At 67.8% G+C, this 25338-nt stretch carries 25 protein-coding genes; 21 read left to right on the top strand and 4 right to left on the bottom strand.

The genetic code is table 11. From position 1 onward, the window contains the following. Positions 1–45 precede the first annotated feature (45 nt). The 10 genes from ACNR9O_RS22930 (at position 46) to prmA (ending at position 9282) form a co-directional block, all read left to right on the top strand. A complete protein-coding gene (locus ACNR9O_RS22930; protein WP_473684351.1) occupies positions 46–747 on the top strand; it encodes a glutathione S-transferase N-terminal domain-containing protein in 702 nt (233 codons plus the stop codon). Positions 748–825: 78 nt separating this feature from the next. After that, positions 826–1728 carry a DMT family transporter gene (locus ACNR9O_RS22925; RefSeq protein WP_473684353.1) on the top strand — a complete coding sequence of 301 codons (903 nt, stop codon included), beginning with the start codon at positions 826–828 and terminating at the stop codon, positions 1726–1728. Positions 1729–1825: 97 nt separating this feature from the next. After that, positions 1826–4033: a protein-disulfide reductase DsbD family protein gene (locus ACNR9O_RS22920; RefSeq protein ID WP_473684355.1), complete on the top strand. Its 2208-nt coding sequence runs from the start codon at positions 1826–1828 to the stop codon at positions 4031–4033. A 13-nt stretch (positions 4034–4046) separates the two neighbouring features. Next, positions 4047–4592, top strand: a complete 546-nt coding sequence (locus tag ACNR9O_RS22915; protein ID WP_473684357.1) for a peroxiredoxin family protein — start codon at positions 4047–4049, stop codon at positions 4590–4592. A gap of 152 nt (positions 4593–4744) precedes the next feature. Next, positions 4745–5206, top strand: a complete 462-nt coding sequence (aroQ, locus tag ACNR9O_RS22910; protein ID WP_473684361.1) for a type II 3-dehydroquinate dehydratase — start codon at positions 4745–4747, stop codon at positions 5204–5206. A 67-nt stretch (positions 5207–5273) separates the two neighbouring features. Further along, the gene (gene accB, locus ACNR9O_RS22905; protein WP_473684363.1) at positions 5274–5732 is read left to right on the top strand and encodes an acetyl-CoA carboxylase biotin carboxyl carrier protein; all 459 of its coding nucleotides are present in this window, start codon (positions 5274–5276) and stop codon (positions 5730–5732) included. 19 nt (positions 5733–5751) lie between these two features. Continuing rightward, complete coding sequence (accC, locus tag ACNR9O_RS22900; RefSeq protein WP_473684365.1) at positions 5752–7119, top strand: acetyl-CoA carboxylase biotin carboxylase subunit; 1368 nt, start codon at positions 5752–5754, stop codon at positions 7117–7119. A gap of 69 nt (positions 7120–7188) precedes the next feature. Then, on the top strand, positions 7189–7626 hold the full coding sequence (locus tag ACNR9O_RS22895) for a DUF7832 domain-containing protein (protein ID WP_473684367.1): 438 nt from the start codon (positions 7189–7191) through the stop codon (positions 7624–7626). Between the two features lie 54 nt (positions 7627–7680). Further along, on the top strand, positions 7681–8316 hold the full coding sequence (locus ACNR9O_RS22890; RefSeq protein ID WP_473684370.1) for a DUF7716 domain-containing protein: 636 nt from the start codon (positions 7681–7683) through the stop codon (positions 8314–8316). A gap of 63 nt (positions 8317–8379) precedes the next feature. Next, positions 8380–9282 carry a 50S ribosomal protein L11 methyltransferase gene (prmA, locus tag ACNR9O_RS22885; RefSeq protein ID WP_473684372.1) on the top strand — a complete coding sequence of 301 codons (903 nt, stop codon included), beginning with the start codon at positions 8380–8382 and terminating at the stop codon, positions 9280–9282. Between the two features lie 27 nt (positions 9283–9309). Here prmA and ACNR9O_RS22880 read toward each other — a convergent pair whose 3' ends face one another. Further along, positions 9310–9846 carry a hypothetical protein gene (locus tag ACNR9O_RS22880; protein WP_473684374.1) on the bottom strand — a complete coding sequence of 179 codons (537 nt, stop codon included), beginning with the start codon at positions 9844–9846 and terminating at the stop codon, positions 9310–9312. 201 nt (positions 9847–10047) lie between these two features. Here ACNR9O_RS22880 and ACNR9O_RS22875 point away from each other — a divergent pair, with 201 nt between their 5' ends. From ACNR9O_RS22875 to ACNR9O_RS22845, 7 genes are all read left to right on the top strand, one after another. Then, the gene (locus ACNR9O_RS22875; RefSeq protein WP_473684376.1) at positions 10048–10836 is read left to right on the top strand and encodes a zinc-ribbon and DUF3426 domain-containing protein; all 789 of its coding nucleotides are present in this window, start codon (positions 10048–10050) and stop codon (positions 10834–10836) included. 167 nt (positions 10837–11003) lie between these two features. Next, a complete protein-coding gene (locus tag ACNR9O_RS22870) occupies positions 11004–11291 on the top strand; it encodes a helix-turn-helix domain-containing protein (RefSeq protein WP_473700839.1) in 288 nt (95 codons plus the stop codon). A 45-nt stretch (positions 11292–11336) separates the two neighbouring features. After that, complete coding sequence (locus tag ACNR9O_RS22865; protein ID WP_473684380.1) at positions 11337–11783, top strand: GNAT family N-acetyltransferase; 447 nt, start codon at positions 11337–11339, stop codon at positions 11781–11783. A 59-nt stretch (positions 11784–11842) separates the two neighbouring features. Next, a complete protein-coding gene (gene purH / locus ACNR9O_RS22860; RefSeq protein WP_473684382.1) occupies positions 11843–13453 on the top strand; it encodes a bifunctional phosphoribosylaminoimidazolecarboxamide formyltransferase/IMP cyclohydrolase in 1611 nt (536 codons plus the stop codon). A gap of 279 nt (positions 13454–13732) precedes the next feature. Then, positions 13733–15148, top strand: a complete 1416-nt coding sequence (locus tag ACNR9O_RS22855; RefSeq protein ID WP_473684384.1) for an MBOAT family O-acyltransferase — start codon at positions 13733–13735, stop codon at positions 15146–15148. Positions 15149–15150: 2 nt separating this feature from the next. Beyond that, positions 15151–16284, top strand: coding sequence for an SGNH/GDSL hydrolase family protein (locus tag ACNR9O_RS22850; RefSeq protein WP_473684386.1), 1134 nt, complete (start codon positions 15151–15153; stop codon positions 16282–16284). Continuing rightward, positions 16281–17366 (top strand): dienelactone hydrolase family protein, encoded by a 1086-nt coding sequence (locus ACNR9O_RS22845; RefSeq protein ID WP_473684388.1) that lies wholly within the window; start codon positions 16281–16283, stop codon positions 17364–17366. Before ACNR9O_RS22850 ends, ACNR9O_RS22845 begins: the two co-directional genes overlap by 4 nt. Here the strand turns inward: ACNR9O_RS22845 and ACNR9O_RS22840 are convergent, their stop codons facing one another. Further along, on the bottom strand, positions 17367–18374 hold the full coding sequence (locus ACNR9O_RS22840; RefSeq protein WP_473684390.1) for a bile acid:sodium symporter family protein: 1008 nt from the start codon (positions 18372–18374) through the stop codon (positions 17367–17369). Positions 18375–18472: 98 nt separating this feature from the next. Here ACNR9O_RS22840 and ACNR9O_RS22835 point away from each other — a divergent pair, with 98 nt between their 5' ends. After that, entirely contained in the window at positions 18473–19399 is a 927-nt protein-coding gene (locus tag ACNR9O_RS22835; protein ID WP_473684392.1) for a LysR family transcriptional regulator, read from the top strand. A gap of 43 nt (positions 19400–19442) precedes the next feature. Continuing rightward, complete coding sequence (locus ACNR9O_RS22830) at positions 19443–20147, top strand: glutathione S-transferase (protein ID WP_473684394.1); 705 nt, start codon at positions 19443–19445, stop codon at positions 20145–20147. Between the two features lie 30 nt (positions 20148–20177). On the opposite strand, the gene ACNR9O_RS22825 is transcribed toward ACNR9O_RS22830, so the two are convergent. Then, a complete protein-coding gene (locus ACNR9O_RS22825) occupies positions 20178–20609 on the bottom strand; it encodes an EamA family transporter (RefSeq protein ID WP_473684396.1) in 432 nt (143 codons plus the stop codon). Between the two features lie 7 nt (positions 20610–20616). Continuing rightward, complete coding sequence (locus tag ACNR9O_RS22820) at positions 20617–21075, bottom strand: DUF2782 domain-containing protein (protein WP_473684398.1); 459 nt, start codon at positions 21073–21075, stop codon at positions 20617–20619. 146 nt (positions 21076–21221) lie between these two features. Here ACNR9O_RS22820 and polA point away from each other — a divergent pair, with 146 nt between their 5' ends. Together polA and ACNR9O_RS22810 are read left to right on the top strand one after the other, a co-directional pair. Next, entirely contained in the window at positions 21222–23948 is a 2727-nt protein-coding gene (polA, locus tag ACNR9O_RS22815) for a DNA polymerase I (RefSeq protein ID WP_473684399.1), read from the top strand. Positions 23949–24297: 349 nt separating this feature from the next. Next, on the top strand, positions 24298–25338 hold the full coding sequence (locus tag ACNR9O_RS22810) for a LacI family DNA-binding transcriptional regulator (protein ID WP_473684401.1): 1041 nt from the start codon (positions 24298–24300) through the stop codon (positions 25336–25338).

Genomic DNA, 25338 nt, shown 5'->3' with positions numbered 1-25338 from the left:
CGTGCCGCCTCCGGCATGTCACCGCCCTCATAAGGAATCCCCGTCATGATCGACTTCTATTTCGCCGCTACGCCCAATGGTCTGAAGATCAAGCTGTTTCTCGAGGAAACAGGCCTGCCGCACCGCGTGATCCCGGTGAGCCTGAGCAAGGGCGAGCAGTTCAAGCCCGAATTCCTGGCCATTTCGCCGAACAACAAGATCCCCGCCATCGTCGACCGCGCGCCCGCGGACGGCGGCGCGCCGGTGAGTCTGTTCGAATCGGGCGCGATCCTGCTCTATCTGGCCGAAAAGATCGGCCATCTGATTCCGGCCGACCTGCGCGGCCGCACCGAGGTGCTGCAGTGGCTGTTCTGGCAGATGGCCGGCCTGGGGCCGATGGCCGGACAGATCGGCCACTTCAATGTCTACGCGCCGGAGAAAGTGCCGTACGCCATTGACCGCTACACACGCGAGGTCCATCGCCTTTACGGCGTGCTGGACCGCCGCCTGGCCGATCGCCAGTTCATCGCCGGGGCCTTCTCCATCGCCGACATCGCCTGCTATCCGTGGATCGTGCCGCACGCGGCGCACGGCCAGGATCTGGCCGAGTTCCCGCATCTCGAGCGCTGGTTCCTCGCCATGGCCTCGCGACCGGCTACACAGCGCGCCTATGAGGGCGTGGAGAACGCCTACGCGCCGAAGCAGAGCCTGTCGGACGAAGAGCGGCGCGTACTTTTCGGCCAAGGCAAGCCGTCGACCACCGCCTGAGCGGCCAAAGACTGCTGACAGGTTCCGGCACTGCCTCTCTCTAGTTTTGGACGTCCATTTCCTTTTCGGTCTGCCGCCATGAAGAAGTCCGATCTCGCTGCGTTGCTGTTGCTGGGTGCCCTGTGGGGCGCGTCGTTCCTGTTCATGCGCATGGGCGCGGACCAGTTCGGCGGCATGGCGCTGGCCGGATTGCGCGCCATCGGCGCGGCGCTGTGCTCGCTGCCGCTGCTGGCCTCTCGCGAGCGGCTGGCGGAGATGCGCAGGCACTGGCGACCGATCGCCATCGTGGGCATGAGCAATTCGGCGTTGCCGTTCGTGCTGTTCTCATATGCCGCGCAGAGCCTGCCGGCAGGGGTATCGGCGATCTCCGATGCGATCGGGCCGCTGCTGGTGGCCGCCTCCGGCTGGTTGTGGCTGGGCGAGAAACTGGACGGCGCCCGCAGCGCCGGTCTGCTGGTGGGCTTCGCGGGCGTGGTCTGGCTGATCGCCGGCAGCGTCGGCTTCGGCCACGGCGCCGGCTCGGCCTGGGCCATGGCGGCCTGCGTCGGCGCCAACGTCTGTTATGCCTTCGGCGCGCATTACGGTCAGCGCCGCCTGCGCGGCGTGTCGCCGCTGGCGGTGGCCACCGGCAGCCAGCTCGCGGCCGCGGCGGCGCTGCTGCCGCTCACCGTGTGGCTGTGGCCGGCGAAGATGCCGACCGCTCAAGCCTGGTTCGCGCTGTTCGGCCTGGCCGCCGCCTGCACCTCGCTCGCCTACGTATTGTTCTACCGCCTGATGGCACGCATCGGTTCCACCCGCACTCTGGCGGTGCTCTATCTGATTCCCGTGTTCGGCGCGCTGTGGGGCCTGATGTTCCTGGGCGAGCCGGTCACCCTGTCGATGGCTGGCGGCTGCGTGGTGATCCTGCTCGGCGTGGCGTTGACCACCGGCATGCTCCGCCCGCGCACCGCGTCGTCCGTACCCGCGCCGGAACAAGCCTGAGCGCGGGGTTGTCCATGCAGCCGGCTGTCCCCGGCCGGCTGCGCCATAATCCAAGATCGCCTGCGTCCCGACGCCGGCCTCCTTTGCTGGAGCTGCAATGCACCCGAACCGCTCGATCCGCCTGGCGGCGCGCGCCGTCGCGCTTTCCTGGCTGTTGCTGCTGACCTTGCTGGCCGGCGCCACGCCGGCCGCAGCGCAGGACGCCGACGACGGCATCCTTCCCGTAACCGAGGCCTACAAGCTGCACGCCGATGCTTCCACGCCGGGCGTGCTGAAGCTGCACTGGGACATCGCGCCGGACTACTACCTCTACCGCGGCCGCATGAAGTTCACCGGCGCCGACGGTGTCACCGCCGGCGCAGCGACCCTGCCCGACGGCGAGAAGCATCACGACGAATATCTCGGCGACGTGGAGATCTATCACCACGCGGTGGACGCCACCGTTCCCTACACGATCACGCCCGGCACCCAGCGCCTGAAGCTCGCCGTGCGCTATCAGGGCTGCCACGAGGTGGAACCGAAGATCTGCTATCCGCCGCATACGGAGCAGCTCGATCTGCCCCTGCCCGCGGGCGCACCGTCGCAAGCGACGACCGGCACACCGCAGAGCCTCGGCGCCGCCCTGGCCCAGCTCGGCGGCCAGACGCCCGCCTCCGACACGCCCGGTACCGAAACGGCGCCGTTGCCGGCCGAGCAGGCGTTCCGCTTCGAGGCGCTGGCCAGCTCGCCGCATCAACTGCTGCTGCGCTGGACCATGCCCAAGGGCTATTACCTCTACCGCGACCAGACCACGCTGCGCCTCAAGGACGCGAACGGGCTGAGCCTGGGCAAGCCTGCTTGGCCCCAGGGCGCGGCCAAGCAGGATCCGCACTTCGGCAACGTGACGGTGTTCTTCGATCAGGTCGAACTGCCGGTCGCGATCGAGGGCGATACCGCACAGCACAAGCAGCTCGCCCTGGAAGCCAGCTTCCAGGGTTGCCAGGACGGCGGTCTGTGCTATCCGCTGATGACGCGCGCGCTCACGCTCGACCTCGGCAACGGCGCCACGGCCACCGGCGAAACGGTGGCCGGCCCGGCACCGGAGATGCCGCCGGCGCCGTCGGCGACGCTGGACGTGAGCCTGTGGTCCGCACTGCTGCTCGCGCTGGGCGGCGGCCTGGTGCTGAACCTGATGCCCTGCGTGCTGCCGGTGCTGTCGATCAAGGCGGTGAGCCTGATCGAAAGCGGCGAGAGCCCGGCGCGCCGGCGCACGCATGCGCTGGCCTATACCGCCGGCGTGCTGGCGAGCTTCATGGTGCTGGGCCTGGTGATCCTCTCGCTCAAGGCGGCCTGGGGCGCACAGCTGCAGCGGCCGCTGGTGGTCGCCGTGCTGGCGCTGGTGATGCTGGCAGTGGCGCTGTCGATGTCCGGGGTAGTGCAGTTCGGCGCCTCGCTCGGCAATACCGGCAGCCGTCTGGCCAGCCGCAGCGGCCTGGCCGGCGACTTCTTTACTGGCGTGCTCGCCGTGGTGGTGGCCAGCCCCTGCACCGCGCCCTTCATGGGTACCGCGCTGGCCTACGCGCTCGCCGCGCCGACCGCGCAGGCGCTGCTGGTGTTCGCGATGCTCGGCCTGGGACTGGCCCTGCCGTTCCTGGCGGTGGGTTTCGTACCGGCGCTGGCGCGCCTGCTGCCTCGCCCTGGCGCGTGGATGGAAACACTCAAGCAGGTGCTGGCCTTCCCCATGTATCTGGCCGCCGTCTGGCTGGCCTGGGTGCTGGCCAATCAGCGTGGTGCCGATGCCATCGGCCTGCTGCTGGTGGCCGGCGTGATGCTGGCGATGGCGCTGTGGTGGTTCGAGCGCAGCCGCTACCGCAGCGCGGGCGCCCGCACGCTGGCCGTGCTGCCGCTGCTGCTCGCGCTGGCGCCGCTGTACTACCTGGCTCACCTGCCCGCCCCGCTCGCGGCCGCCACCGCCGCGGAAGGCACTGTCGCCTTCACGCCGGAGAAGCTCGCCGAACTGCGCAAGGCCGGCACCCCTGTCTTCGTGGACATGACCGCCGACTGGTGCATCACGTGCAAGGCCAACGAGCATGCCGTGCTCAGCACCGATGCCTTCCGCGACCTGCTCAAGCGTACCGGCGCGGTCTACATGAAAGGAGACTGGACCAATGAAGATCCGGCCATCACCGCCTTCCTGCAGCAGTACCACACGCCGGGCGTGCCGCTGTACGTGGTGTTCCCGAAGAACGGCGGCGAAGGTCGCAAGCTGCCTACCGTGCTGACGTCCTCGCTGGTCGAGGAAGCCCTCACCGAGGCGGCGAAGTAATGCGGGCACGCCGATGCTGAGCCGCGCCAACTGGCTGATCCTCGGCGCGGCGGTATTGGCCGCCGCGCTGGGCGGCTGGCTGCAGCACGCCAGCCGGCAGGCACACGCGCCGGCCGGCGTGCAGGTGGCGAAGATCGGCGACCTGCGGCCAGACCTGGCCCTTCCCGGGCTGGACGGGAAGGAGCACCGCCTGTCCGACTTCCGTGGCCGCCGCGTGCTCGTCAACTTCTGGGCCAGCTGGTGCGGCCCCTGCCTGGACGAAATGCCTGCGCTGGCCAAAGCGCAGGCGAAGTTCGGCGAACAGGGGGCGATCGTGGTCGGCATCGCGATGGACGAACCGGCACACGCGCGCGCCTTCCTGGCCGCCCACCCGGTCGACTACCCCATCCTGCTCGGCCGTCTCGACAGCCCCAGCACCTCGCTGCGCCTGGGCAACGTCGGCGAAGTGCTGCCGTACAGCGTGCTGCTGGACGCGGACGGCCGCATCCTCGATGCCCGGCGCGGCGCACTGGACGAAGCCGCGCTGGAACGATGGCTGGCACCGCCGGGCGCGCCGTGACGCGATTCTTCCACGCAATACGCCCCCGCACGGTTTAACACGAACTTCTCCGCCGAACATCGCCGAACTGCGCCGAACTGGACAACATTGCCGACTGCGCGCACACTCCCGCCGGTCGCCGGGCGGAGCCCGGCCCCGTTGAAGGTTTCGGCGTGGCGAAGATCCTGGTCCTGCACGGACCCAATCTCAATCTGCTGGGCGCGCGCGAACCGGACATCTACGGCCGCGCCACCCTGGCCGACATCAACGCCGCGCTCGCCGCTCACGCCCAGGCCGCCGGCCATGAGCTGACCTGGTTCCAGCACAACGCCGAGCACGAACTGATCGGACGCATCCACCAGGCCCGCGACGAGCAGGTGGCGATGATTCTGTTCAATCCCGGCGCGTTCACCCATACCAGCATCGCGCTGCGCGACGCGCTGGCGGCGGTGGCGATCCCATTCGTGGAAGTGCATCTGTCCAACGTGCATGCACGCGAACCCTTTCGCCGCCACTCCTACCTGGCCGACATCGCCGTGGGCGTGATCTGCGGCTTCGGCCCCGACAGCTATCGGCTGGCGCTGGAAGCGGCACTGGCCCGCCTGGGCCGGTCCGACGCGGCCGACGCGTCCTGACCGGCCTCCTGGCCTCCGAATTTTCCATTCCTGCCGCCGCGGCGGCATTCACGAAAAGGTTTGACCGATGGACCTGCGCAAGATCAAGAAGCTGATCGACCTGCTCGAGGAATCCAACCTCGCCGAGCTCGAGATCAAGGAAGGCGAGGAAGTCGTACGCCTGTCGCGCGTGCCCAAGGGCGGCGTGACCGTGGCCGCCGCGCCGGTCGTCGCGCCGGTGATGCAGGCCGCCGCGCCCGTCGCCGCCCCGGCGCCCGCCGCCGAGGCCGCCCCCGCCAATGCGCTGCCGGCCGGCCACGTGGTGAAGGCGCCAATGGTCGGCACCTTCTACGCCTCGGCCAGCCCGGGTGCCGCGGCGTTCGTCAAGGTCGGCCAGCAGGTCAAGGCCGGCGAGACGCTGGGCATCATCGAAGCGATGAAGATGTTCAACCAGATCGAAGCCGACGTCGCCGGTACCGTGCAGGCCATCCTGATCGAGAACGGCCAGCCGGTGGAGTTCGACCAGCCGATGTTCGTGATCGCCTGAGCGGCCGACGACCATGCCCATGCTGGAGAAAGTCGTCATCGCCAACCGAGGGGAAATCGCGCTGCGCGTCCTGCGCGCGTGCCATAGCCTCGGCATCAAGACGGTCGCGGTGCATTCCACCGCAGACCGCAACCTCAAGCACGTCGGCCTGGCCGACGAATCGATCTGCATCGGTCCGGCCCCCTCGGCCGACAGCTATCTCAACATCCCGCGCATCATCGCCGCGGCGGAAATCACCGACGCCCAGGCGATCCACCCGGGCTACGGCTTCCTGTCCGAGCGCGCCGATTTCGCCGAACAGGTCGAGCAGTCGGGCTTCATCTTCATCGGCCCGACCGCGGACGTGATCCGCCTGATGGGCGACAAGGTCGAAGCGATCCGCGCCATGAAGGCCGCCGGCGTGCCCTGCGTGCCCGGCTCCGGCGGCCCGCTGGGCGACGACGTGGACGAAAACATCCGCATCGCGCGCGACATCGGCTACCCGGTGATCATCAAGGCGGCCGGTGGTGGCGGCGGCCGCGGCATGCGCGTGGTGCGCACCGAGGCGCACCTGGCCAACGCCATCACCATGACCAAGCAGGAGGCCAAGGCGGCTTTCGGCAACGATCAGGTGTACATGGAGAAGTTCCTGGAAAATCCGCGCCACGTGGAAATCCAGGTGCTCGCCGACGGCCAGGGCCACGCCATCCACCTGGGCGAGCGCGACTGCTCCATGCAGCGCCGCCACCAGAAGGTGGTCGAGGAGGCCCCCGCGCCGGGCATCACGCCGGAACTGCGCGAGCAGATCGGCAAGGTCTGCGTGGATGCCTGCCTGCGCATCGGCTACCGCGGCGCCGGTACGTTCGAGTTCCTGTTCGAGAACGGCCGCTTCTACTTCATCGAGATGAATACCCGCATCCAGGTGGAGCATCCGGTGACCGAGCTGATCACCGGCATCGATCTGGTGCGCGAGCAGCTGCTGATCGCCGGCGGCGAGAAGCTGTCGATCCGTCAGGAAGACATCAAGATCCACGGCCACGCGATCGAATGCCGCATCAACGCCGAGGATCCGGACAACTTCCTGCCGTCGCCCGGCACGGTAAAGCGCTTCGAGGCCCCGGGCGGCCCCGGCGTGCGCGTGGATACGCATCTGTACGACGGCTACCGCATCCCGCCGAACTACGACTCGATGATCGGCAAGCTGATCGTGCACGGCCCCGATCGCGAAACCGCCATCGCGCGCATGCGCCTGGCGCTCGCCGAGACGGTGATCGAAGGCGTCAAGTGCAACATTCCGCTGCAGCAGCGCATCATGGCCGACGTCGGCTTCCAGCAGGGTGGACAGAACATCCACTACCTGGAAAAGCGCATGGCAGAGCAGAAGGAAACCACAGCCTCCGGTCACTGAGGCTGCTTGCGGATGCCGGCGGTGCAAGGTTCCGCCGGCATCCGGACCACCAGCCAAGGATAGGTACACGTGGCGATCGATCGCATGGATTGGCATTACGGCGGCCAGTTTCCCAGAGGGCTAGATAGCCTCTGTGGGGGCACGCACATCGGCATGTTCCTGGCCTGGATCATTCTTCATAACCTAATCGGTGAAGAACACTTGACCGATAGCATTGAAGAGCTGGTGGCGGTTCGCGAACGGCGCATGACCGGGCGGGATTTCCTCGTCCAGCAGTGTGACGAGAAGTTCTGGGATAGCGACCTCAACGATGAAGGCCTGCGGTTTACGAGGGCCTACTACGTAGGCGAGGACAAATCATTAGCCGGATATAGCCGAGACTACGAGCGTATGCTCGCGTTTGCGCTGCCTTCCGCCTACCACGTGCAGGACACCTGGGAAAATTACGACCGCCTTGCCCCAGCCATCGATAGCGCCTATCGACACTGGAAGACCACACAGCCTTAGGCCACGCTTGGCGCAGCACCTGGCTGTGCTTTCTAACATCGCATGTCCACCCTGATGTCCCTGCGCAAAACCATCGAAGCCATCGCCGCCTGCCGCGACGACGGCGACGTGTGGGATCGCTACGCCTGGGTCTACGCCGACGGCGACAGCCCGCTGACCGCAAGCCGCTTTTACCTGTCATCGGCCGAGGACGAGGAGAACCACCTCGTCGACGAGACTGGCGAAGGCGTGCCGGCGTTCGCGGCCGAGCACGGTCTCTACCACTTTTTGGAAGCAGCCACCTTCGCCGATGTGCTCAGCGTGCAGAAACGCCAGCACCCTTTATCCGGCGTCGACGACTACGCGCGTGCGCTGACGCATTACGCCCACCACGATGCTTTTCTCGACCTGGGCCGCTTCCAGTCCGGCGAAAGCGACGCACTTCCGCTCCCCGGCATCTCCCGCGATCTGCATACCGAGTACGACCTCATCCTGGCCGATTGCCCGGCCGAGCGTGTCGGCGATGCGGCGCGCGCGCTGAGCGCCTTGTTCGACCTGCCACTGCCCGAGGCCCTGGCACTTTGCCGCCAGGTGCCGGCCAGCCTCGGCCAGCGCATCGATGCACAAACCTGCGCGCGCATCGAGCGGCGCTTTTCGGCGCTGTCGTTGCCCTTGCTGCGGCATACCTACAAGGCACTGCCCTGGCTGTAGCCGCGTACCCTGCGCCGGGCCAATCGGCGACAATCCCTTTCTTTCCACCGGACCCATGCGCCCATGCCCTGGCTCGAACTGTCGCTGACCATCCGCTCCGAGCAACAGCCCCGCGTGGAAGAAGCGCTGGACGACCTCGGCGCCTTGTCGGTCACCCTGCAGGATGCCGACGCGGAAACGCCCGACGAGCAGGCCATCTTCGAGCCGGGTGTGGGCGAGCTGCCGCTGTGGCCGACGATCACGCTCAACGCGCTGTTCGATGCCGACACCGACCGTCGCGGGCTCACCGAAGCGCTCGGCGAGCTGCTTCCGTGGCTGGAGCCTGATCAGCTGTTCTACCGCGATGTTGCCGACGAAGACTGGGAGCGCGCGTGGATGGACCAGTTCAAGCCGATGCAATTCGGCCGGCGCCTGTGGATCTACCCGTGGAACATCGAGCCGCCCGCGGACGCCGACAGCGTGGTAGTGCGCCTCGATCCGGGCCTGGCCTTCGGCAGCGGCACGCATCCGACCACGGCGCTGTGCCTGGCCTGGCTCGACGCGCAGGATCTCAAGGGCAAGAGCGTGGTCGACTACGGCTGCGGCTCGGGCATCCTCGCCATCGCCGCATTGAAGCTCGGCGCGGCCAGCGCAGTGGGCGTGGACAACGACCCCCAGGCGCTCACGGCCTCGGCCGACAATGCCGATCGCAATAACGTGGCGGAACGGCTGGCACTCTTCCTGCCGGAGGACCTCGACGCGGAACCCGCGGACGTATTCATCGCCAACATTCTCGCCGGCCCGCTGGAAGAGCTCGCCCCCAGCTTCGCGGCGGCCGCGAAACCGGGAGCGCCCTTCGCCATCTCCGGCATTCTCAAAGGCCAGGAAGACGAACTGCTGAAGTGCTACGCCGAGTGGTTCGACGAGCTGCGCGTGGACACTCTCGAGGACTGGGTGCGCATCAGCGGGCGGCGCCGCGCAGGCTGAGGCACCGCTCGCCGCAAGTATTCCGCCTTACTGAGCTTTGCCGAAGTACTTCTGCTGCACGGCGTCCAGCTCGTACTTGCAGCCGACCAGGTAGTAACCGCTCTTGGCGCCGGATTCGCCCGGCATCGCCGTCAGCGCGCCGTCGCCGGCCTGCTTGCCGTACATCGGCCATTCGGCGCCGAGGCTGTCGTCCTTCTGCCAGCCCTGCCTGGCAGCGAAAGCGGCCATGTCTTCCAATGGCTTGTCGCTCTTCACCACCAGATAGATTTCGTTGCGCGCGTAGAAGTAGACGTACTTCGAGCGCAGGCCGAACGCCTCCACCGGTTCGGCGGATTCGCGAATGAAGCCGCTGTCCAATCCGGCCTTCTGCGGCTCCTTGAGGAACGGCATGAAGCTCTTGTCGTCGACCGCGCGATTGGTGTCCGCCATCGCGCTCACGCCCTTGCAGGTGATCGCATTGGCCACCGAGGCGATGCGGGCGTCGGCGGCGAACGCCGGGGAGGCGGCAGCGAAGCCCGCCATACAGGCCAGACCGAGGCCGGCGGCGCGAAGAACATTCGTCATGAGAAAGTGATCCTTATCCATGGCGCCGCTTTCTCCTGGGGCGGGCAGCACCTTAACCGCGACCAGGCTCAGGAGCCCGGCCACGGGATGATAACGCCACCTGCCGGTTGCGCAGCGGTCAAAGCGCGACGGCGTTCCACATTCGCCCCTGCTTTGCGCTTACCCTTTGCATGCCGCCGCGCGAACGACTTTACTTGCCGCATGTACGCCCAGTGCCCCGATTGCCTCACCGTGTTCTCGATGGATGCGGAACTGCTAGCGCAGGCGCGCGGGCATGTCGTATGCGGGCATTGCCAGGCGCAGTTCGATGCGCTGGTCAATCTGAGCAGCCAGCTGCCGCCCGAGCCGTTCCAGCATCTTCCCGCGCGCGAAGCGTCAGGGCGGCCACCACGCGTCGAGTCGGCCGTCTACCGCCCGCGTCCCGAACCGGTCTTCGCTGAAGTCTCCGCGACGACGGACGGCGAAGACTTCACGCGCCTGACCTTCTCCCCGCGCTTCGCGCGCGAAGCCCGGCAACCGGCCAGCCGCCGCTGGCCGTGGCTGCTCGCCTGCCTGGTGCTCTTGCTGTTGCTTTGCGCGCAATTGGCCTGGGCCAAGCGTGACGCGCTCGTGGCGGACGCCACTACCGGCCCCTGGCTGCGGCAACTGTGCGGCGGCCTGGGCTGCCGCCTGCCACTGGTACAGGATGTGCACCGGCTGCGCCTGCTGGCGCGCGACGTGCAGGCTCATCCGTCGGTGCCCGGTGCGCTGCTGATCAGCGCGACCGTGCGTAACGACGCCGGCTTCGACCAGCCGTGGCCGGTCGTCTCAGTGACGCTCTCCGATGTCGACGGCAAGCGCCTGGCGATGCGCCGCCTGCGTCCCGCCGAATACCTCGGCGACGGCACCGCCCAGGAGCGCGGCCTGCCGGCCGGCGGCAATGCGGCCCTGGTGCTGGAAGTGGAAGACCCGGGCAACAAGGCGGTGGCCTTCGAGATCGGCTTCGAATGACGACTCATGACTTTCTAAGAAAGCCAGTACTTAAAATTCTCCCGACGCACGGGTAAACTCCCTCCCTTCGTCTGCTGCACCCGGCGTTCCATGCGAGCCGCCGCCCGCGGTACCAGCCAAAGCAACATGCGGTGACCCATGCAGTCGCCGCGCAGAACGTGAGGGAGATGCCCGTGAACGCCGTCAGACTGCCTGCTTCCGAGGCCGCCAAGGAGACCTCGTCGCAGAGCGCGTTGAGCGAATGCGTTACCCGCACTGTCCGTCGCTATCTCGCCGATATCGGCGACACGGAGTGCGCTGAAGGCCTACACGCGCTCGTCATCCGCGAAGTCGAAGGCCCTCTGCTGCGCGAAGTGCTGGCCTGGCACGACGGCAATCAGAGCCGCGCCGCGGCCGCGCTGGGTATCAATCGCGCCACCCTGCGCAAGAAGCTGGCCGTCCACGGCCTGCTCTGACGGCGTCGCGTGCCAGCGGCAGGACGCCCCAGAACGGAACGCAACATGTCCAACGACATCATCCGGCCGGCCGCCATCGCGGACTGGTCACGCATGTCCGATGTGTGGGAAGCCGCCGTGCGCGCGACCCACGATTTCCTCTCCGAAGACGACATCCAATTCTTCCGCGGCTTCCTGCCCGAAGTGTTTGGACGTCTAAACGTCTCGGTCGCCGAACGCGACGGCGTCGTGGCGGGTTTCATCGCCATCGCCGAACGCCATGTCGAGGCCCTGTTCGTCGCCCCCGAGCTGCACGGCCAAGGCCTGGGCCGCCGGTTGCTGGACCATGTGATCGCGCACGATCCCAGCACGGCCTGGACGGTCGACGTGAACGAGCAGAATCCCGGCGCCACGCGCTTCTACGAGCATGTCGGCTTCGTGCAGGTGGGCCGCTCGGAGCTGGATGCGAGCGGACGTCCGTTCCCCCTGTTGCATCTGGCCCTGCGCCGCTGAACGCCGCCGCAGGCGGCTAAGAGGCTATAATTGCGGCCTTTCTCCGCAGGATTAGCCTCATGTCCGCAGCCTCCACGGCGCCGATCCGCCGCGCCTTGCTCAGCGTCTCCGACAAACACGGGCTCATCGATCTGGCCCGCCGCCTGTCCGCCAAGGGCATCGAACTGCTTTCCACCGGCGGCAGCGCCAAGGCGATCCGCGAAGCGGGTATCGCGGTGAAGGATGTCAGCGAGCTGACCGGCTTTCCCGAAATCATGGACGGCCGCGTGAAGACGCTGCATCCGAAAGTGCACGGCGGCCTGCTCGGCCGACGCGGCACCGACGATGCGGTGATGGCCGAACTGGCGATCGCGCCGATCGATCTGCTGGTGCTGAATCTGTATCCGTTCGAAGCGACCGTGGCGCGCGCGGCCTGCACGCTGGAGCAGGCCATCGAGAACATCGATATCGGCGGCCCGGCCATGCTGCGTTCCGCGGCGAAGAACTGGAACGACGTCGGCGTGCTCACCTCGCCCGACCAGTACGAAGACGCGCTCAAGGAAATCGAAGCGCACGGCGGTCTGTCGCGCGCCACGCGCTTCAAGCTGGCGGTGGCGGCGTTCAACCGCGTGTCCAATTACGACGGCGCGATCAGCGACTATCTCTCCTCCATCCATCTCAACGAGACGCAGGATGCGGTCGCCAGCCAGGATCTGTTCCCCGGTCAGGCCAACAGTCGCTTCGTCAAGCTGATGGACCTGCGCTACGGCGAGAACCCGCACCAGCACGCCGCGTTCTATCGCGACCTGTATCCGGCACCGGGCACGCTGGCCACGTTCCGCCAGATCCAGGGCAAGGAGCTGTCGTTCAACAACATCGCCGACGCCGATGCGGCGTGGGAATGCGTGCGCAGCTTCACCAAGCCGGCCTGCGTCATCGTCAAGCACGCCAATCCCTGCGGCGTCGCGGTGAGCCTGGAAGGTGTGGGCCGCGCCTACGACCTGGCTTACCAGACCGACCCGACCTCGGCCTTCGGCGGCATCATCGCCTTCAACCGCGAACTGGACGGTGCCACCGCGCGCGCCATCGTCGAGCGGCAGTTCGTCGAAGTAGTGCTCGCGCCCGGCTATGCGGAAGACGCGCTGCTGGCGTTCGCCAAGAAGGCCAATGTGCGCGTGCTGCTGATCCCGCCGCCGGCCGACGGCGACCTGTCCCGCGCACACCCGGGCAACGACGTGCGTCGCGTGGGTTCGGGCCTGCTGATCCAGACCGCCGACCGCGGCATGGTCACGGCCGAGGAGCTCAAGGTGGTGACCAGGCGCGCGCCGACCGAAGCGGAGATCCACGACCTGATCTTCGCTTGGAAAGTGGCCAAGTACGTCAAGAGCAATGCCATCGTCTACGCGCGCAACCGCCAGACCATCGGCATCGGCGCCGGCCAGATGAGCCGCGTGTACAGCGCCCGCATCGCCGGCATCAAGGCTGCGGACGAGAAGCTGGAAGTGCGCGGCTCGGTGATGGCCTCCGACGCGTTCTTTCCGTTTCGCGACGGCATCGACGCGGCGGCGCAGGCCGGCATCACCGCCGTGATCCAGCCGGGCGGCTCGATGCGCGATGCCGAGGTGATCGCCGCGGCCGACGAGCACGGCATGGCGATGGTATTCACCGGCATGCGTCACTTCCGCCACTGATCGGCGGCCGTCGCCGGGGCAGGGAACGGCCCCGGCCATGGAAAAATCCGGGCAAGGCGTCGGGCGTGGTCTTTTTCGCTGCCCCTCCCCTGCCCGGACGGCTCCGGCGCCGCTAGACTTGCGCGCCATCGAACACCGCCTTTCGGCCTGGGGTGCAGGCCGCCGCTGAAGCTTTCCGGCATGGAGCCTGGCTTGGAACGGATTCCGACTTCCCGACACGCAGCGCCGCCGCGCGTCCCCTGCCGCCCTCTCCCGCGCGCAATCCGGGGCTGAGCGGCCATGCTGTTCCCCACCGTCGAATTCGCCCTGTTCTTCCTGCTGACGCTGGTCGTCGCCTGGAACCTCGCGCGCTGGCCGGCCTGGCACAAAGGCTTTCTGCTGCTGGCCAGCTATGTCTTCTACGGCTTCTGGAACTGGGGCTACGTGCTGCTGTTGTTCGGCGTGTCGCTCTTCGCGGGGTTTCTCGCGCAGCGCATCCAGCGCAGCGCCAGCCCTGCGGCGCGCAAAGGCTGGCTGTTGCTTGGAGTGGTCGTCTGCCTGACCACCCTGGCCTACTACAAGTACACCGGCTTCCTGCTGGAAAACCTGCTCGGCGCCTGGCGGCACTTCGGCACGCCCCCGCCGCTGCGCTGGGAAAGCCCGCTGCTGCCGCTGGGCATTTCGTTCTTCGTGTTCCACGCCATTTCCCTGCTGGGCGACGTCTATCGCGGCAAGCTCAAGCAGCCGGTGCTGATCGGCGATGCGCTGCTCTACGTGGCGTTCTTCCCGCAGCTGATCGCCGGGCCGATCCTGCGCGCTTCTGACTTCATGCCGCAGCTGGCGGCCTCGCCCGATCCGCGCGCCATCGACGCCAACCGCGGCGTGATGCTGATCGTCCTGGGGCTGGTGAAGAAGGTGATCCTTTCCAACACGCTGGCCGTGTCGCTGGTCGATCCGGCCTTCGCGGCGCCCGCGGCGTTGTCGGGGCCGGACATGCTGCTGGCGATCTACGGCTACGCCGTGCAGATCTACTGCGACTTCTCCGGCTACACCGACATGGCGATCGGCTGCGCGCTGCTGCTGGGCTATCGCTTCCCGCTGAACTTCGATCGCCCCTATACCGCCACGGATCCGCAGGATTTCTGGCGGCGCTGGCACATCTCGCTGTCCAGCTGGCTGCGCGATTACCTGTACATCCCGCTGGGTGGTTCGCGCGATGGCCGCTGGCACACGGCGCGCAACCTGATGATCACGATGCTCCTCGGCGGCCTCTGGCATGGCGCGTCCTGGAACTTCGTGATCTGGGGCGGCCTGCACGGGCTCTATCTGATCGGCCATCGCGTCTGGGCCGCGCAGCCCTGGACGGCGTCGCTGCGCAGCTCGGTCGCGTGGCGCTGGCTGGCGCGCCTGCTGCTGTTCCATGCTGTGTGCGCGGCCTGGGTGTTCTTCCGCGCGCCCACTCTGCCGCTGGCCCTGGATGTTTTCGCCCGCCTGACGGTGCCCGGCGCCCTGACGCTGGCCAGCACCGGCGTGGTCGCCTGCCTGCTGCTGGGCCTGGCCGGCCAGTACGCGCCGGCGCGCTGGGGCCAGAGCGCACGCGCGGAATTCGCCCGCTGGGCGGCGCCGCTGCGCGGCGCGGCACTGGCCGGCGCGCTGTTCGCCGTCGAGATCCTCGGCCCCAGCGGGGTCGCTCCTTTCATCTACTTCCAGTTCTAGCCATGTCTGCGCCCACCTCGCCCGGCCTGGATTCCACCCGCAGCCTCGCCTGGCTGCTGGCCACCTGCCTGCTCGTCGCCGTGCTGCTCGAATCGGGTGGCCTGCTGACCTGGGCGCAGCGGCTGGAGATCGGCCCCTTGCGCCGCGTCGCGCTGCCCGCGGCCAGCGCGTTGCACGACCATCTGCATCCCCTGGGCATCACCCGACTGCGCGAAGGCGCGCTAGCCGATCTGCGCAAGCTCCAGGCGCCGGAACCGGTCACGCCCAAGCCGACGCCGACACCCGCTCCCGTGGCGCCGGCGCCCATCGCACTGGCGCAATGCCAGACCCTGCCAGCCGCGCCGCAGATCGCCATTGCGTCGAGCACCGCACCGCCGCCGCAAGCCTTGGCCGACATCGCCCCCGATACCGCCGATCTGCCAAGGGCGACGCCGTTGCCCCCACTGCAGCCGGCCGCCGCAGAGCCGCGCACCGTCGCCCTGGTCGGCGACTCGATGATGGCCGTAGGCCTCAGCGGCAGCCTGCTGCGCGGTATCGCGGGACATCCGCAGCTGCGTGCGGTGCGCGCGTTCCGCTCCGGCACGGGGCTGAGCCGGCCCGACGTATTCGACTGGATGAATGAATATCCGGCCATGCTCGGCGCCGCCAGGCCCGATACGGTGATCGTCGCCATCGGCGCCAACGACGGCCAGAATTTCGTCGAGGACGGCAAGGTGCTGGACTTCGGCAGCGCAGCCTGGACCCAGGCCTACGAGCAGCGCCTGACGCGCTTCCTCGATCTGCTGACCCAGGACGGCGCCCAGGTCGTGTGGATGGGCCTGCCGCCGATGCGCCTGGCCAAGTACAACCAGCGCATGGCCGAGATCAACCGCATCGCCTACCGCGTGGTCAGCCACCATCCGCATGCGAGCTGGTGGAACACCTCGCCATACATCGCCGATGCGGATGGCCAGTACCGCGAATACGTGCAGACGCCGGACGGCGGCACCACGCGCATCCGCGCCGGCGACGGCATCCATCTCTCCGACGAAGGTGCCAGCCTGCTCACCCCCATGCTGCTGGCGTGGCTCAATCCGCCGCCGGCCGAAGCGCCTCTCGCCGCCATCCACGAACACGCCACGCCCATCTCCCCATGACCCGACTTCCGCTGCGCTCCATGCCTCGCCACCTTCGTGCCCTCGGCCTCGTCCTCCTGTTGACCGGCGCGCCAGCCTGGGCGCAGTCCTCCGACACGCTCGAACGCGAATTCGGCCCCGCCGCGCTCCAGCAGCGGCAGACGCACGCCGCCGTGGATGTGATGACGCTCGGCGAGGGCGCCCAGCGCGTCTATGTGTTCACCCCATCGGCACCGGCACTGCCACGCGGCGAAGCGCCGGTCGTGCTGTTCCACCATGGCTGGCAGGGCATGAACCCGAAGAACTTCGGCGGGCTGATCGATCATCTCGTGCGCAGCGGCCAGGTCGTGATCTATCCGGTCTACCAGGAGTCGGCCGAAACCTCACCGCAGACCGTCACCGCGCAAGCGGCACTGGCCGACCGCCGCGCGCTGGACGCCCTGGCCGAGCGTCGCGGTCTGCGGCCGGATCCGCGACGCGTGCTGTACTACGGCTATTCGATGGGCGCCGCGATCTCGCTCAACCTCGCGCTCGACCCGAAGCACCACGGCCTGCCGGCGCCGCGCGCGCTGATGCTGGTGGCGCCGGGCGACGCCTACCACGTGGTCCATGGCGACGAAGGACGCAGCATCATCGGCCCCGTCGAGCAGTTGCCCGCCGACCTGCCGGTGGCGCTGCTGACCGGCGTGGAAGACACCTCCATCGGCCTGCCCACGGCACGTGCGCTGGCCGCGCGGCTGTGCGGCATTCGCGCCGACCGGCGCGTGTTGATGGTGCTGCCCGGCGACGAGCACGGCGGCACCCGCGTCCATGCGGCGCATGGCTCACCGGGTGCGCCGGACAGCCGCTATGACTTCGCGCTCAAGAGCCGCGCCATCCCCACGCACATCGCTGGCCGCGACGAGTTCGAGGCTTCGCCTTCGTTCAACCAGCTCGACGTCTACGGCTACTGGAAAGTCATCGATGCGCTGATCGACGGCCTGGCGCATGACGAGCTGTCGGACGCGGTGTTCGGTGCGGGTACGGATCGCCAGCGCTATCTGGGCACCTGGCCCGACGGCACCCGCTATGCGCCGGCGCAGGTGGAGCAGCCCTGCCGCTGATCAGCGCCGCGGCGAGGCCGCGACGGGAGCGCCGGCACGCACTTCCACCGGCCGCGCCGCGTAGCGCCGGGCCAGCACCGCGCAGGTCATCAACTGGATCTGGTGGAACAACATGATCGGCAGCACGATCGTGCCCAACGGATGGCCGGCGAACAGCACCTTGGCCATCGGCACGCCGCTGGCGAGGCTCTTCTTGGAGCCGCAGAACACGATGGTGATCTCGTCCGCGCGATCGAAGCCCAGTGCGCGCGCGCCGTAACGCGTGACCAGCAGCGCGATCACCAGCAGCACCGCGTTCACCAGCAGCAGCCCGCCCAGCACGGGCAACGGCACTTGTTTCCACAGGCCCTGCAACACGGCCGCGCTGAAGGCGGTATACACCACCAGCAGGATCGAACCCTGATCCACATAGGCGATCAGGCCGCGGTGCCTGGCCACCCAGCCGCCGATCCAGCGCTGCGCCACCTGGCCGGCCACGAACGGCACCAGCAGCTGCAGCACGATCGAGCCGATCGCATCCCACGACATGCCGCCCTGACCGTGCGACTCCAGCATCAGGCCGACCAGCAGCGGCGTAAGGAAGATGCCGAGCAGGCTCGACGCCGACGCCGAGCAGATCGCCGCGGCCACGTTGCCGCGCGCGATCGACGTGAAGGCGATGGACGATTGCACCGTCGACGGCAAGGCACACAGGAACAGCACGCCCAGGTAAAGATCCGGCGTCACCAGCGGCGCCAGCAGTGGACGCAGCAGCAGCCCCAGCAGCGGAAACAGCACGAACGTACTGGCCAGCACGCACAGATGCAGACGCCAGTGCGTCGCGCCCGCCACCACCGCCTCGCGCGACAGCTTGGCGCCATGCAGGAAGAACAACAGTGCGATCGCCACATCGGTCAGCACCTCGAACACCTGCGCCGCTGCGCCGCGGCAGGGCAACACGCTGGCGAGAATCACGGTGACGATCAGCGCGCAGGTGAAGCGGTCGGGGAGAAAGCGGCGCAGGGACATGGCAGGGGCCGAGGGCATGAGAGCGAATGCCCGTTATTGCAGCGGCGGATCATTGATAAATCAAATCGTTTTATCTTATTCACTGATACGATTTACGCATGAACGTCAGCCTCCGCCAGCTCCGCGCCTTCCTCGCCGTGGCCCGCCTGCGGCATTTCCGGCGCGCTGCCGAGAGCCTGCACCTCACCCAGCCGGCGATCAGCCGCCATATCGCAGACTTGGAAGCCGAACTGGACGTGCGCCTGTTCGACCGCAATACCCGCGAGGTCGTCCCCACCGAGGCCGGGCGCTATCTGCAGGGCGCGGTGGAACGCTTGCTGGACGAACTCGAAGGCGTGCTCGCGCACGTGCATTCGGAGAGCGAGCGGCAGCACGGCAAGGTGCGCGTGGCGTCGGTGCCTACGCTTTCCGCGGGGCTGATGCCTGCCAGCATCGCCGCCTGCGCGCGCGACTACCCGCAGCTCACCGTGCAATTGCACGACCAGGCACAGACCCTCGTGCTGGACAGCGTGCGCAGCGGCGAAGTGGATTTCGGCCTCGCCATCGAGCCGGCGGACAAGGAATCGTTCGACACCGAAACCATCCTGCGCGATCCGTTCGTACTGGTGTGCCGCGCCGACCATCCGCTCGCCGCATTGAACGAAGTCCCGTGGAAGAAACTGCGTGGCCAGCCGCTGGTGCTGCTCGACCAGACATCCGGCAGCCGCCGCCTGATCGATCGCCAGCTCGCTTCACAACGCATCGAGGCCGACGTCGCGCAGCAGGCCGGCCACACGCTCACCGCATTCCGCATGGTGGAGGCCGGCCTGGGCCTGAGCATCACGCCACAGCTGTCGCTGCCGGTGCCCACGGCGTTGGTCGTCCGTCCGCTCGTACCCGTCGCGTATCGCGCGGTCACCTTGGTGAGGCGCCGCCACCGCTCGTTGTCGCCCGTGGCCGAGCTGGTATGGAACGTCATCCGCATGACCGCGACGGGCATGACATCGGCCAGCGCCGCGGGAAGAAAGCGCATCACGCCGCGTTGAGGCGCACACGCATAGCGTCAACGCGTTTCCCCGGGAGACCGCCATGCGTTATCAGCTCTATTACTGGACCGGCATCCAGGGCCGCGGCGAATTCGTTCGGCTCGCACTGGAAGATGCCGGCGCCGACTACGTCGACGTCGCACGCGAACAAGGTGATGAGGCGATCATGCCGTTCCTGCGCGGCGAGAAGCCGGGCGCGCGACCGTTCGCACCGCCCTTTCTCAAGGCCGGCCGCCTGGTGATCGCGCAGACCGCGGAGATCCTGGCCTACCTGGGACCGCGCCACGGCCTGGTGCCGAAAAGCGAAGCGGCGCGCCTGTACGCGCACCAGCTGGAGCTGACCATCTCCGACCTGGTCGTGGAGGCACACGATACGCACCATCCCATCGCCAGCGGCCTCTATTACGAAGACCAGCGGCCAGCGGCGAAGCAGCGCGCCGAAGACTTCCGCAAGCATCGCATCCCCAAATTCCTGGGCTATTTCGAGGACGTGCTGGACAAGGCCGGCGGCCGCCATGTTCTGGGCCGCCATTCGTACGTCGACTTGTCGCTGTTCCAGGTGATGAGCGGCCTTTCCTACGCGTTCCCCGCAGCCATGAAGCGCATGCGCAGGAGAGTCCCGCTATTGGCCGCGCTGGCCGCACGCGTCGCCGAACGCCCGCGCCTGGCCGCCTATCTGGATTCGCCGCGGCGCATCCCGTTCAACGAGATGGGCATCTTCCGGCACTACCCCGAACTCGACACGTAAGCGCGTCGGCGAGCGCGCGCAACGGATGCATCAGAACACCGCGATCACCAGCGCGCCGGCGAGAATCAGCGCGCCGCCCACCAGCACCGGCAAGGTCGGCCGCTCGCCCAGCACCAGGAAGCCAAGCACGATCACGAAAGCCACGCTGAGCTTGTCGATCGGCGCCACCTTGCTCACCGGGCCCAATTGCAGCGCACGGTAGTAGCACAGCCACGACAACCCCGTGGCGATACCCGACAACACCAGGAACAGCCACGACTGCCAGGGCAGGCCTGCCGGCCGCGCCCACTCGCCGCGCAGGCTGAGGATGCCCGCGGTGACCGCAAGGATCACCACGGTGCGAATGAAAGTGGCCAGGTTGGAATTGAGGCCGGCGACGCCGAGCTTGCCGAATAGCGCGGTCAGCGCGGCGAAGAACGCCGAGCCGAGCGCGAACAACAACCAGCTCTCGCGCAGGTTCACGGCGCGCTTACTTGCTGCAGGACGGCTCGCCCTCGGCCGGGCGGCTCTTGCCCCACTCCAGCACCTTGTACATCACCGGTTTGACCGGTTCGCGCGGACCGCTCTGGCTGACCTGGCTGTAATTGCCCTTGGGGTCGACCAGATAGATCTGCTCGGGCCCGACCTTGGGTTTCACCACGACCTGGTACAACACGCCGCTGCGGCGGTACTCCTGGATGGTGTTGTCGTCCTTCAGGCATTCGGTGATGTCCGGCGACGTGGCCGGCTGGCTCGTCGCGGCCGGCGCCTTGGCCGGCATCTTCGGCGAGCTTTGCGCGGGAGCGGGCCGAGACGGCTGGGTGGCCTTCACGCCCGGATCGTTCATGCCCGGCGGCGGCGGGGCCGGCGGCAACGACTGGGCCGACTGCGCGAACACCGGCGCGGCGGCCAGCACACCCAGGACGACGACGAAGGCGGCAGGTTTCATATCGGATCTCCTCGCGAAGCCACGAGCATAGCAGCGCTGCCGCGCGGTGCCGTGAAGCGCGGCAACACGGCGCATCGGCGGTACACTCGCCCCTTCCCTTCCGCCCTGCGGCCGTTGCGCGGCCGTGCCTTCGTCCCGTGGCGTCCATGTCCAAGCTCATCCTGATCGACGGCTCCTCGTATCTCTACCGCGCCTTCCACGCGCTGCCCCCGCTGACCAATTCGCAGGGCGAGCCGACCGGCGCGCTGTTCGGCGTGGTCAACATGCTGCGCGCCACGCTGAAGGCGAAGCCCGACTACGTGGCCTTCGTCAGCGACGCGCCGGGCCCCACCTTCCGCGATGCCCTCTACGACCAGTACAAGGCCCACCGTCCGCCGATGCCGGACGACCTGCGCGCACAGGTCGAGCCGATGCTGGCGATCGTGTCGGCGCTGGGCTTTCCCATCCTGCGCGTGACCGGCGTGGAAGCGGACGACGTGATCGGCACGCTGACCACGCAGGCGCACGCGCAAGGCATCGAGGTGGAGATCTCCACTGGCGACAAGGACCTCGCCCAGCTGGTGCGTCCAGGCATCACCCTGGTCAACACCATGACCAGCACCACCATGGACGACGCCGGCGTGATGGAGAAATTCGGCGTGCGCCCGGACCAGATCATCGACTACCTCACCCTGGTCGGCGATGCGGTGGACAACGTACCGGGCGTGCCCAAGTGCGGCCCCAAGACCGCCGCCAAGTGGCTGGCCGAATACGGCTCGCTCGATGGCGTGATCGCCAGCGCGGACAAGATCGGCGGCAAGATCGGCGAATACCTGCGCGCGGCACTACCGCAGCTGCCGCTGTCGCGCGAGCTGGTATCGATCAAGCTGGATGTGCCGCTGGACGTGGGAGTGACGGATCTGATCCTGCGCGATCGCCACGTCGAACAGCTGCGCGAGCTGTTCATCCGTTACGAATTCAAGGCCGCGCTGAAGGAACTGGAAGGCGGCGAACAACCCGCGCCCGCGGCAGCGCCCGCGCCGGCCGCCATCGCGACGCCCGTGCCCGCCGGCGACCTCAGTGCGCCTGGCCGCTACGAACTGGTCACCACCCAGGCGCAGCTCGACGCGTGGGTGGACAAGCTGCGCAAGGCCGAACTGATCGCCTTCGATACCGAAACCACCAGCATCGACGCGATGCAGGCGGACATCGTCGGCCTGAGCCTGTCGGTGGACGTCGGCGAAGCGTGCTACGTGCCGCTGGCCCACGACTACCCGGGCGCTCCGGCCCAGCTCCCGCGCGACCAAGTGCTGGCCCGGCTCAAGCCCATCTTCGAAGATCCCGCGCGGCCCAAGCTCGGCCAGCACGCCAAGTACGACATCAACATCCTGTCGCACTATGGCATCGCGGTGCAGGGCCTCAAGCACGACTCGATGCTGGAATCGTACGTGTGGAACGCCACCGCCACGCGCCATGACATGGACTCGCTGGCGCGCAAATACCTCGGCTACGAAACGGTCAAGTACGAGGAAGTGGCCGGCAAGGGCGCCAAGCAGATTTCCTTCTCGCAGGTCGATCTGGACACCGCCTGCCGCTATGCCGCCGAAGACGCCGACGTCACCCTGCGCCTGCATCGCGCGCTGTGGCCGCTGCTGGAGAGCGAGCCGAAGCTGCGCAGCGTGTACGAAGACATCGAGATCCCGCTGGTGCCGGTGCTGGCCGGCATGGAGCAGCGCGGCGTGCTGATCGACGTGGCCAGCCTGCGCCTGCAGAGCCAGCAGCTGGGCAAACGCATGCTCGAGCTGCAGCAGCAGGCATGGAAAGCCGCCGGCCACGATTTCAGCCTGGATTCGCCCAAGCAGCTGCAGAGCGTGCTGTTCGACGAACTGGGGCTGCCGGCCAAGCTGCGCACGCCCACCGGCCAGCCCTCGACCAACGAGGAAGCGCTGGAGGCGATCGCCGACGACCATCCGCTGCCCCGTCTGATCCTGGACTACCGCGGCCTGGCCAAGCTGCGCTCCACCTATACCGAGAAGCTCGCCGAGATCGTCAACCCGCGCACCGGCCGCGTGCACACCAGCTATCACCAGGGTGCGGTGGCGACCGGACGCGTCTCGTCCTCCGATCCCAACCTGCAGAACATCCCGGTGCGCACCGAGGAAGGCCGGCGCATCCGCCAGGCTTTCATCGCGCCGGAAGGCTGGCTGGTGATGGCCGCCGACTACTCGCAGATCGAGCTGCGCATCATGGCCCACCTGTCGGGCGACGAAGGGCTGCTGCGCGCGTTCCAGGAAGGCGGCGACGTGCATCGCGCCACCGCCGCCGAGGTGTTCGGCCTGCCGCCGGAAGAAGTCAGCGCCAACCAGCGCCGCGCCGCCAAGGCCATCAACTTCGGCCTGATGTACGGCATGAGCGCGTTCGGCCTGGCCCGCCAGCTGGGCGTGGATCGCGGCGAGGCCAGCGACTACATGGCGCGCTATTTCGCGCGCTATCCGGGCGTGCACGCCTTCATGGAGGCCACGCGCGAACAGGCGCATCGCGACGGCTACGTCGAAACCATCTTCGGTCGCCGCCTGTACCTGGAGAATCTCAAGGCCCGCAACCAGGCCCTGCGCGCGGGTGCCGAGCGCGCCGCGGTGAATGCGCCGATGCAAGGCAGCGCTGCCGACATCATCAAGCGCGCCATGATCTCGGTGGCCGCATGGTTGAAGACGCGTGATGACGACGCCCACATGCTGATGCAGGTACACGACGAACTCGTCTTCGAAGTACGGGCCGATGCGGTGGACGAAGTGCGCGCGGGCGTCGTGGCCCGCATGTCCGGCGCGGCCGAGCTGCGCGTGCCGCTGCTGGTGGAAGCGGGCGTGGGCAAGAACTGGGACGAAGCGCATTGAGGCATTTGGAATTTCCAAATGAACCGACAATGAATTTTTTCCGGAACCTTGCTGCAACTTTTCGGCCCTCGGACGTTCTATGTACACGGACGCACGCAACGGCGTCCGCGGCTCACCACCTCCCTGGATGAGCCATCGGTAAGGCGGACCTTCCCCTGGGATCCGCAGCCCGGCCCCGAGGGTTCCCCCCTAAACCCTCGGGGCCTTTCTTTTGCCTGCTCGCCACGGTTTGGACTCGCCGCCCGCGGAAATGTGCCCGGGGGAAAGACGACTGACGGCCAAAGCCGCTAGCATCCCCGCCTGACCCGGCCCAGCCATCCGCGCCGGATGATGCAGAAGGCCGCGCCACGTGCAGAGAAAGGGCAAAGTCACTTCCTTCGACATCGCCCACCTGGCGGGCGTCTCCCAGTCCACCGTGTCCCGCGCGCTGCGCGGCAGCCCGCTGGTGAGCGAGGAGACGCGCGTGCGCATCCAGGAGGCGGCCGAGCAGCTCAAGTACAAGGTCGACAAGAACGCCTCCAACCTGCGAACCCGCCATTCGGGCACGCTGGCCCTGCTGCTGTTCGAAGACCCGACCGCGGATGACTCGCACATCAATCCGTTCTTCCTGTCGATGCTCGGCTCGATCACCCGCGCCTGCGCCCAGCGCGGCTACGACCTGCTGGTGTCGTTCCAGCAGCTCTCGCACGACTGGCATGCGGACTACGCCGACACCCGCAAAGCCGACGGCATCATCCTGCTCGGCTACGGCGACTACCTGGCCTACCGCGACAAGCTGGAGAAACTCGTCGCCCAGGGCACGCACTGCGTACGCTGGGGCGCCGTGCTGCCCGACCAGCCGGACGTCTCCATCGGCTGCGACAACTTCCGCGGCGGGCAGGACATCACCACCCACCTGCTGGCGCAAGGCTGTCGACGCATCGCCTTTCTCGGCGACGCCTCGAGCCATTATCCGGAGTTCTTCGAACGCTACCGCGGCTATGCCGACGTGCTCGGGCAGGCGGGCCTCACCGCCGATCCGGCGCTGCAGGTCAACGGCGAAAGCACCGAGCAGTCCGGCTATACCGCGCTGGAGACCTTGCTGGCCCGCGGCGCCGAGTTCGACGCCGTGTTCGCCGCCAGCGACCTGATCGCCATCGGCGCGATGCGCGCGCTGGCCGACCATGGCATGAACGTCCCCGGCGACGTGGCCGTCGCCGGTTTCGACGACATTCCGATGGCCAGCTTCATCAATCCGCAGTTGACCACCGTACGCCAGGACACCCGCCAGGCGGGCGAGGCGCTGGTCGACAACTTGCTGCGCCTGATCCGCGGCGAGCCAGCCGAGAGCGCGATGCTGCCGGTGAGGCTGGTGGTGCGCAAGTCGAGCTTGCGAGGCATCAAACAGTGA

It is taken from the genome of Dyella sp. CR10 (assembly GCF_055814425.1).
Note: the sequence above shows the minus strand (reverse complement) of the source record. Positions and strands in the feature narration are given on the sequence as shown.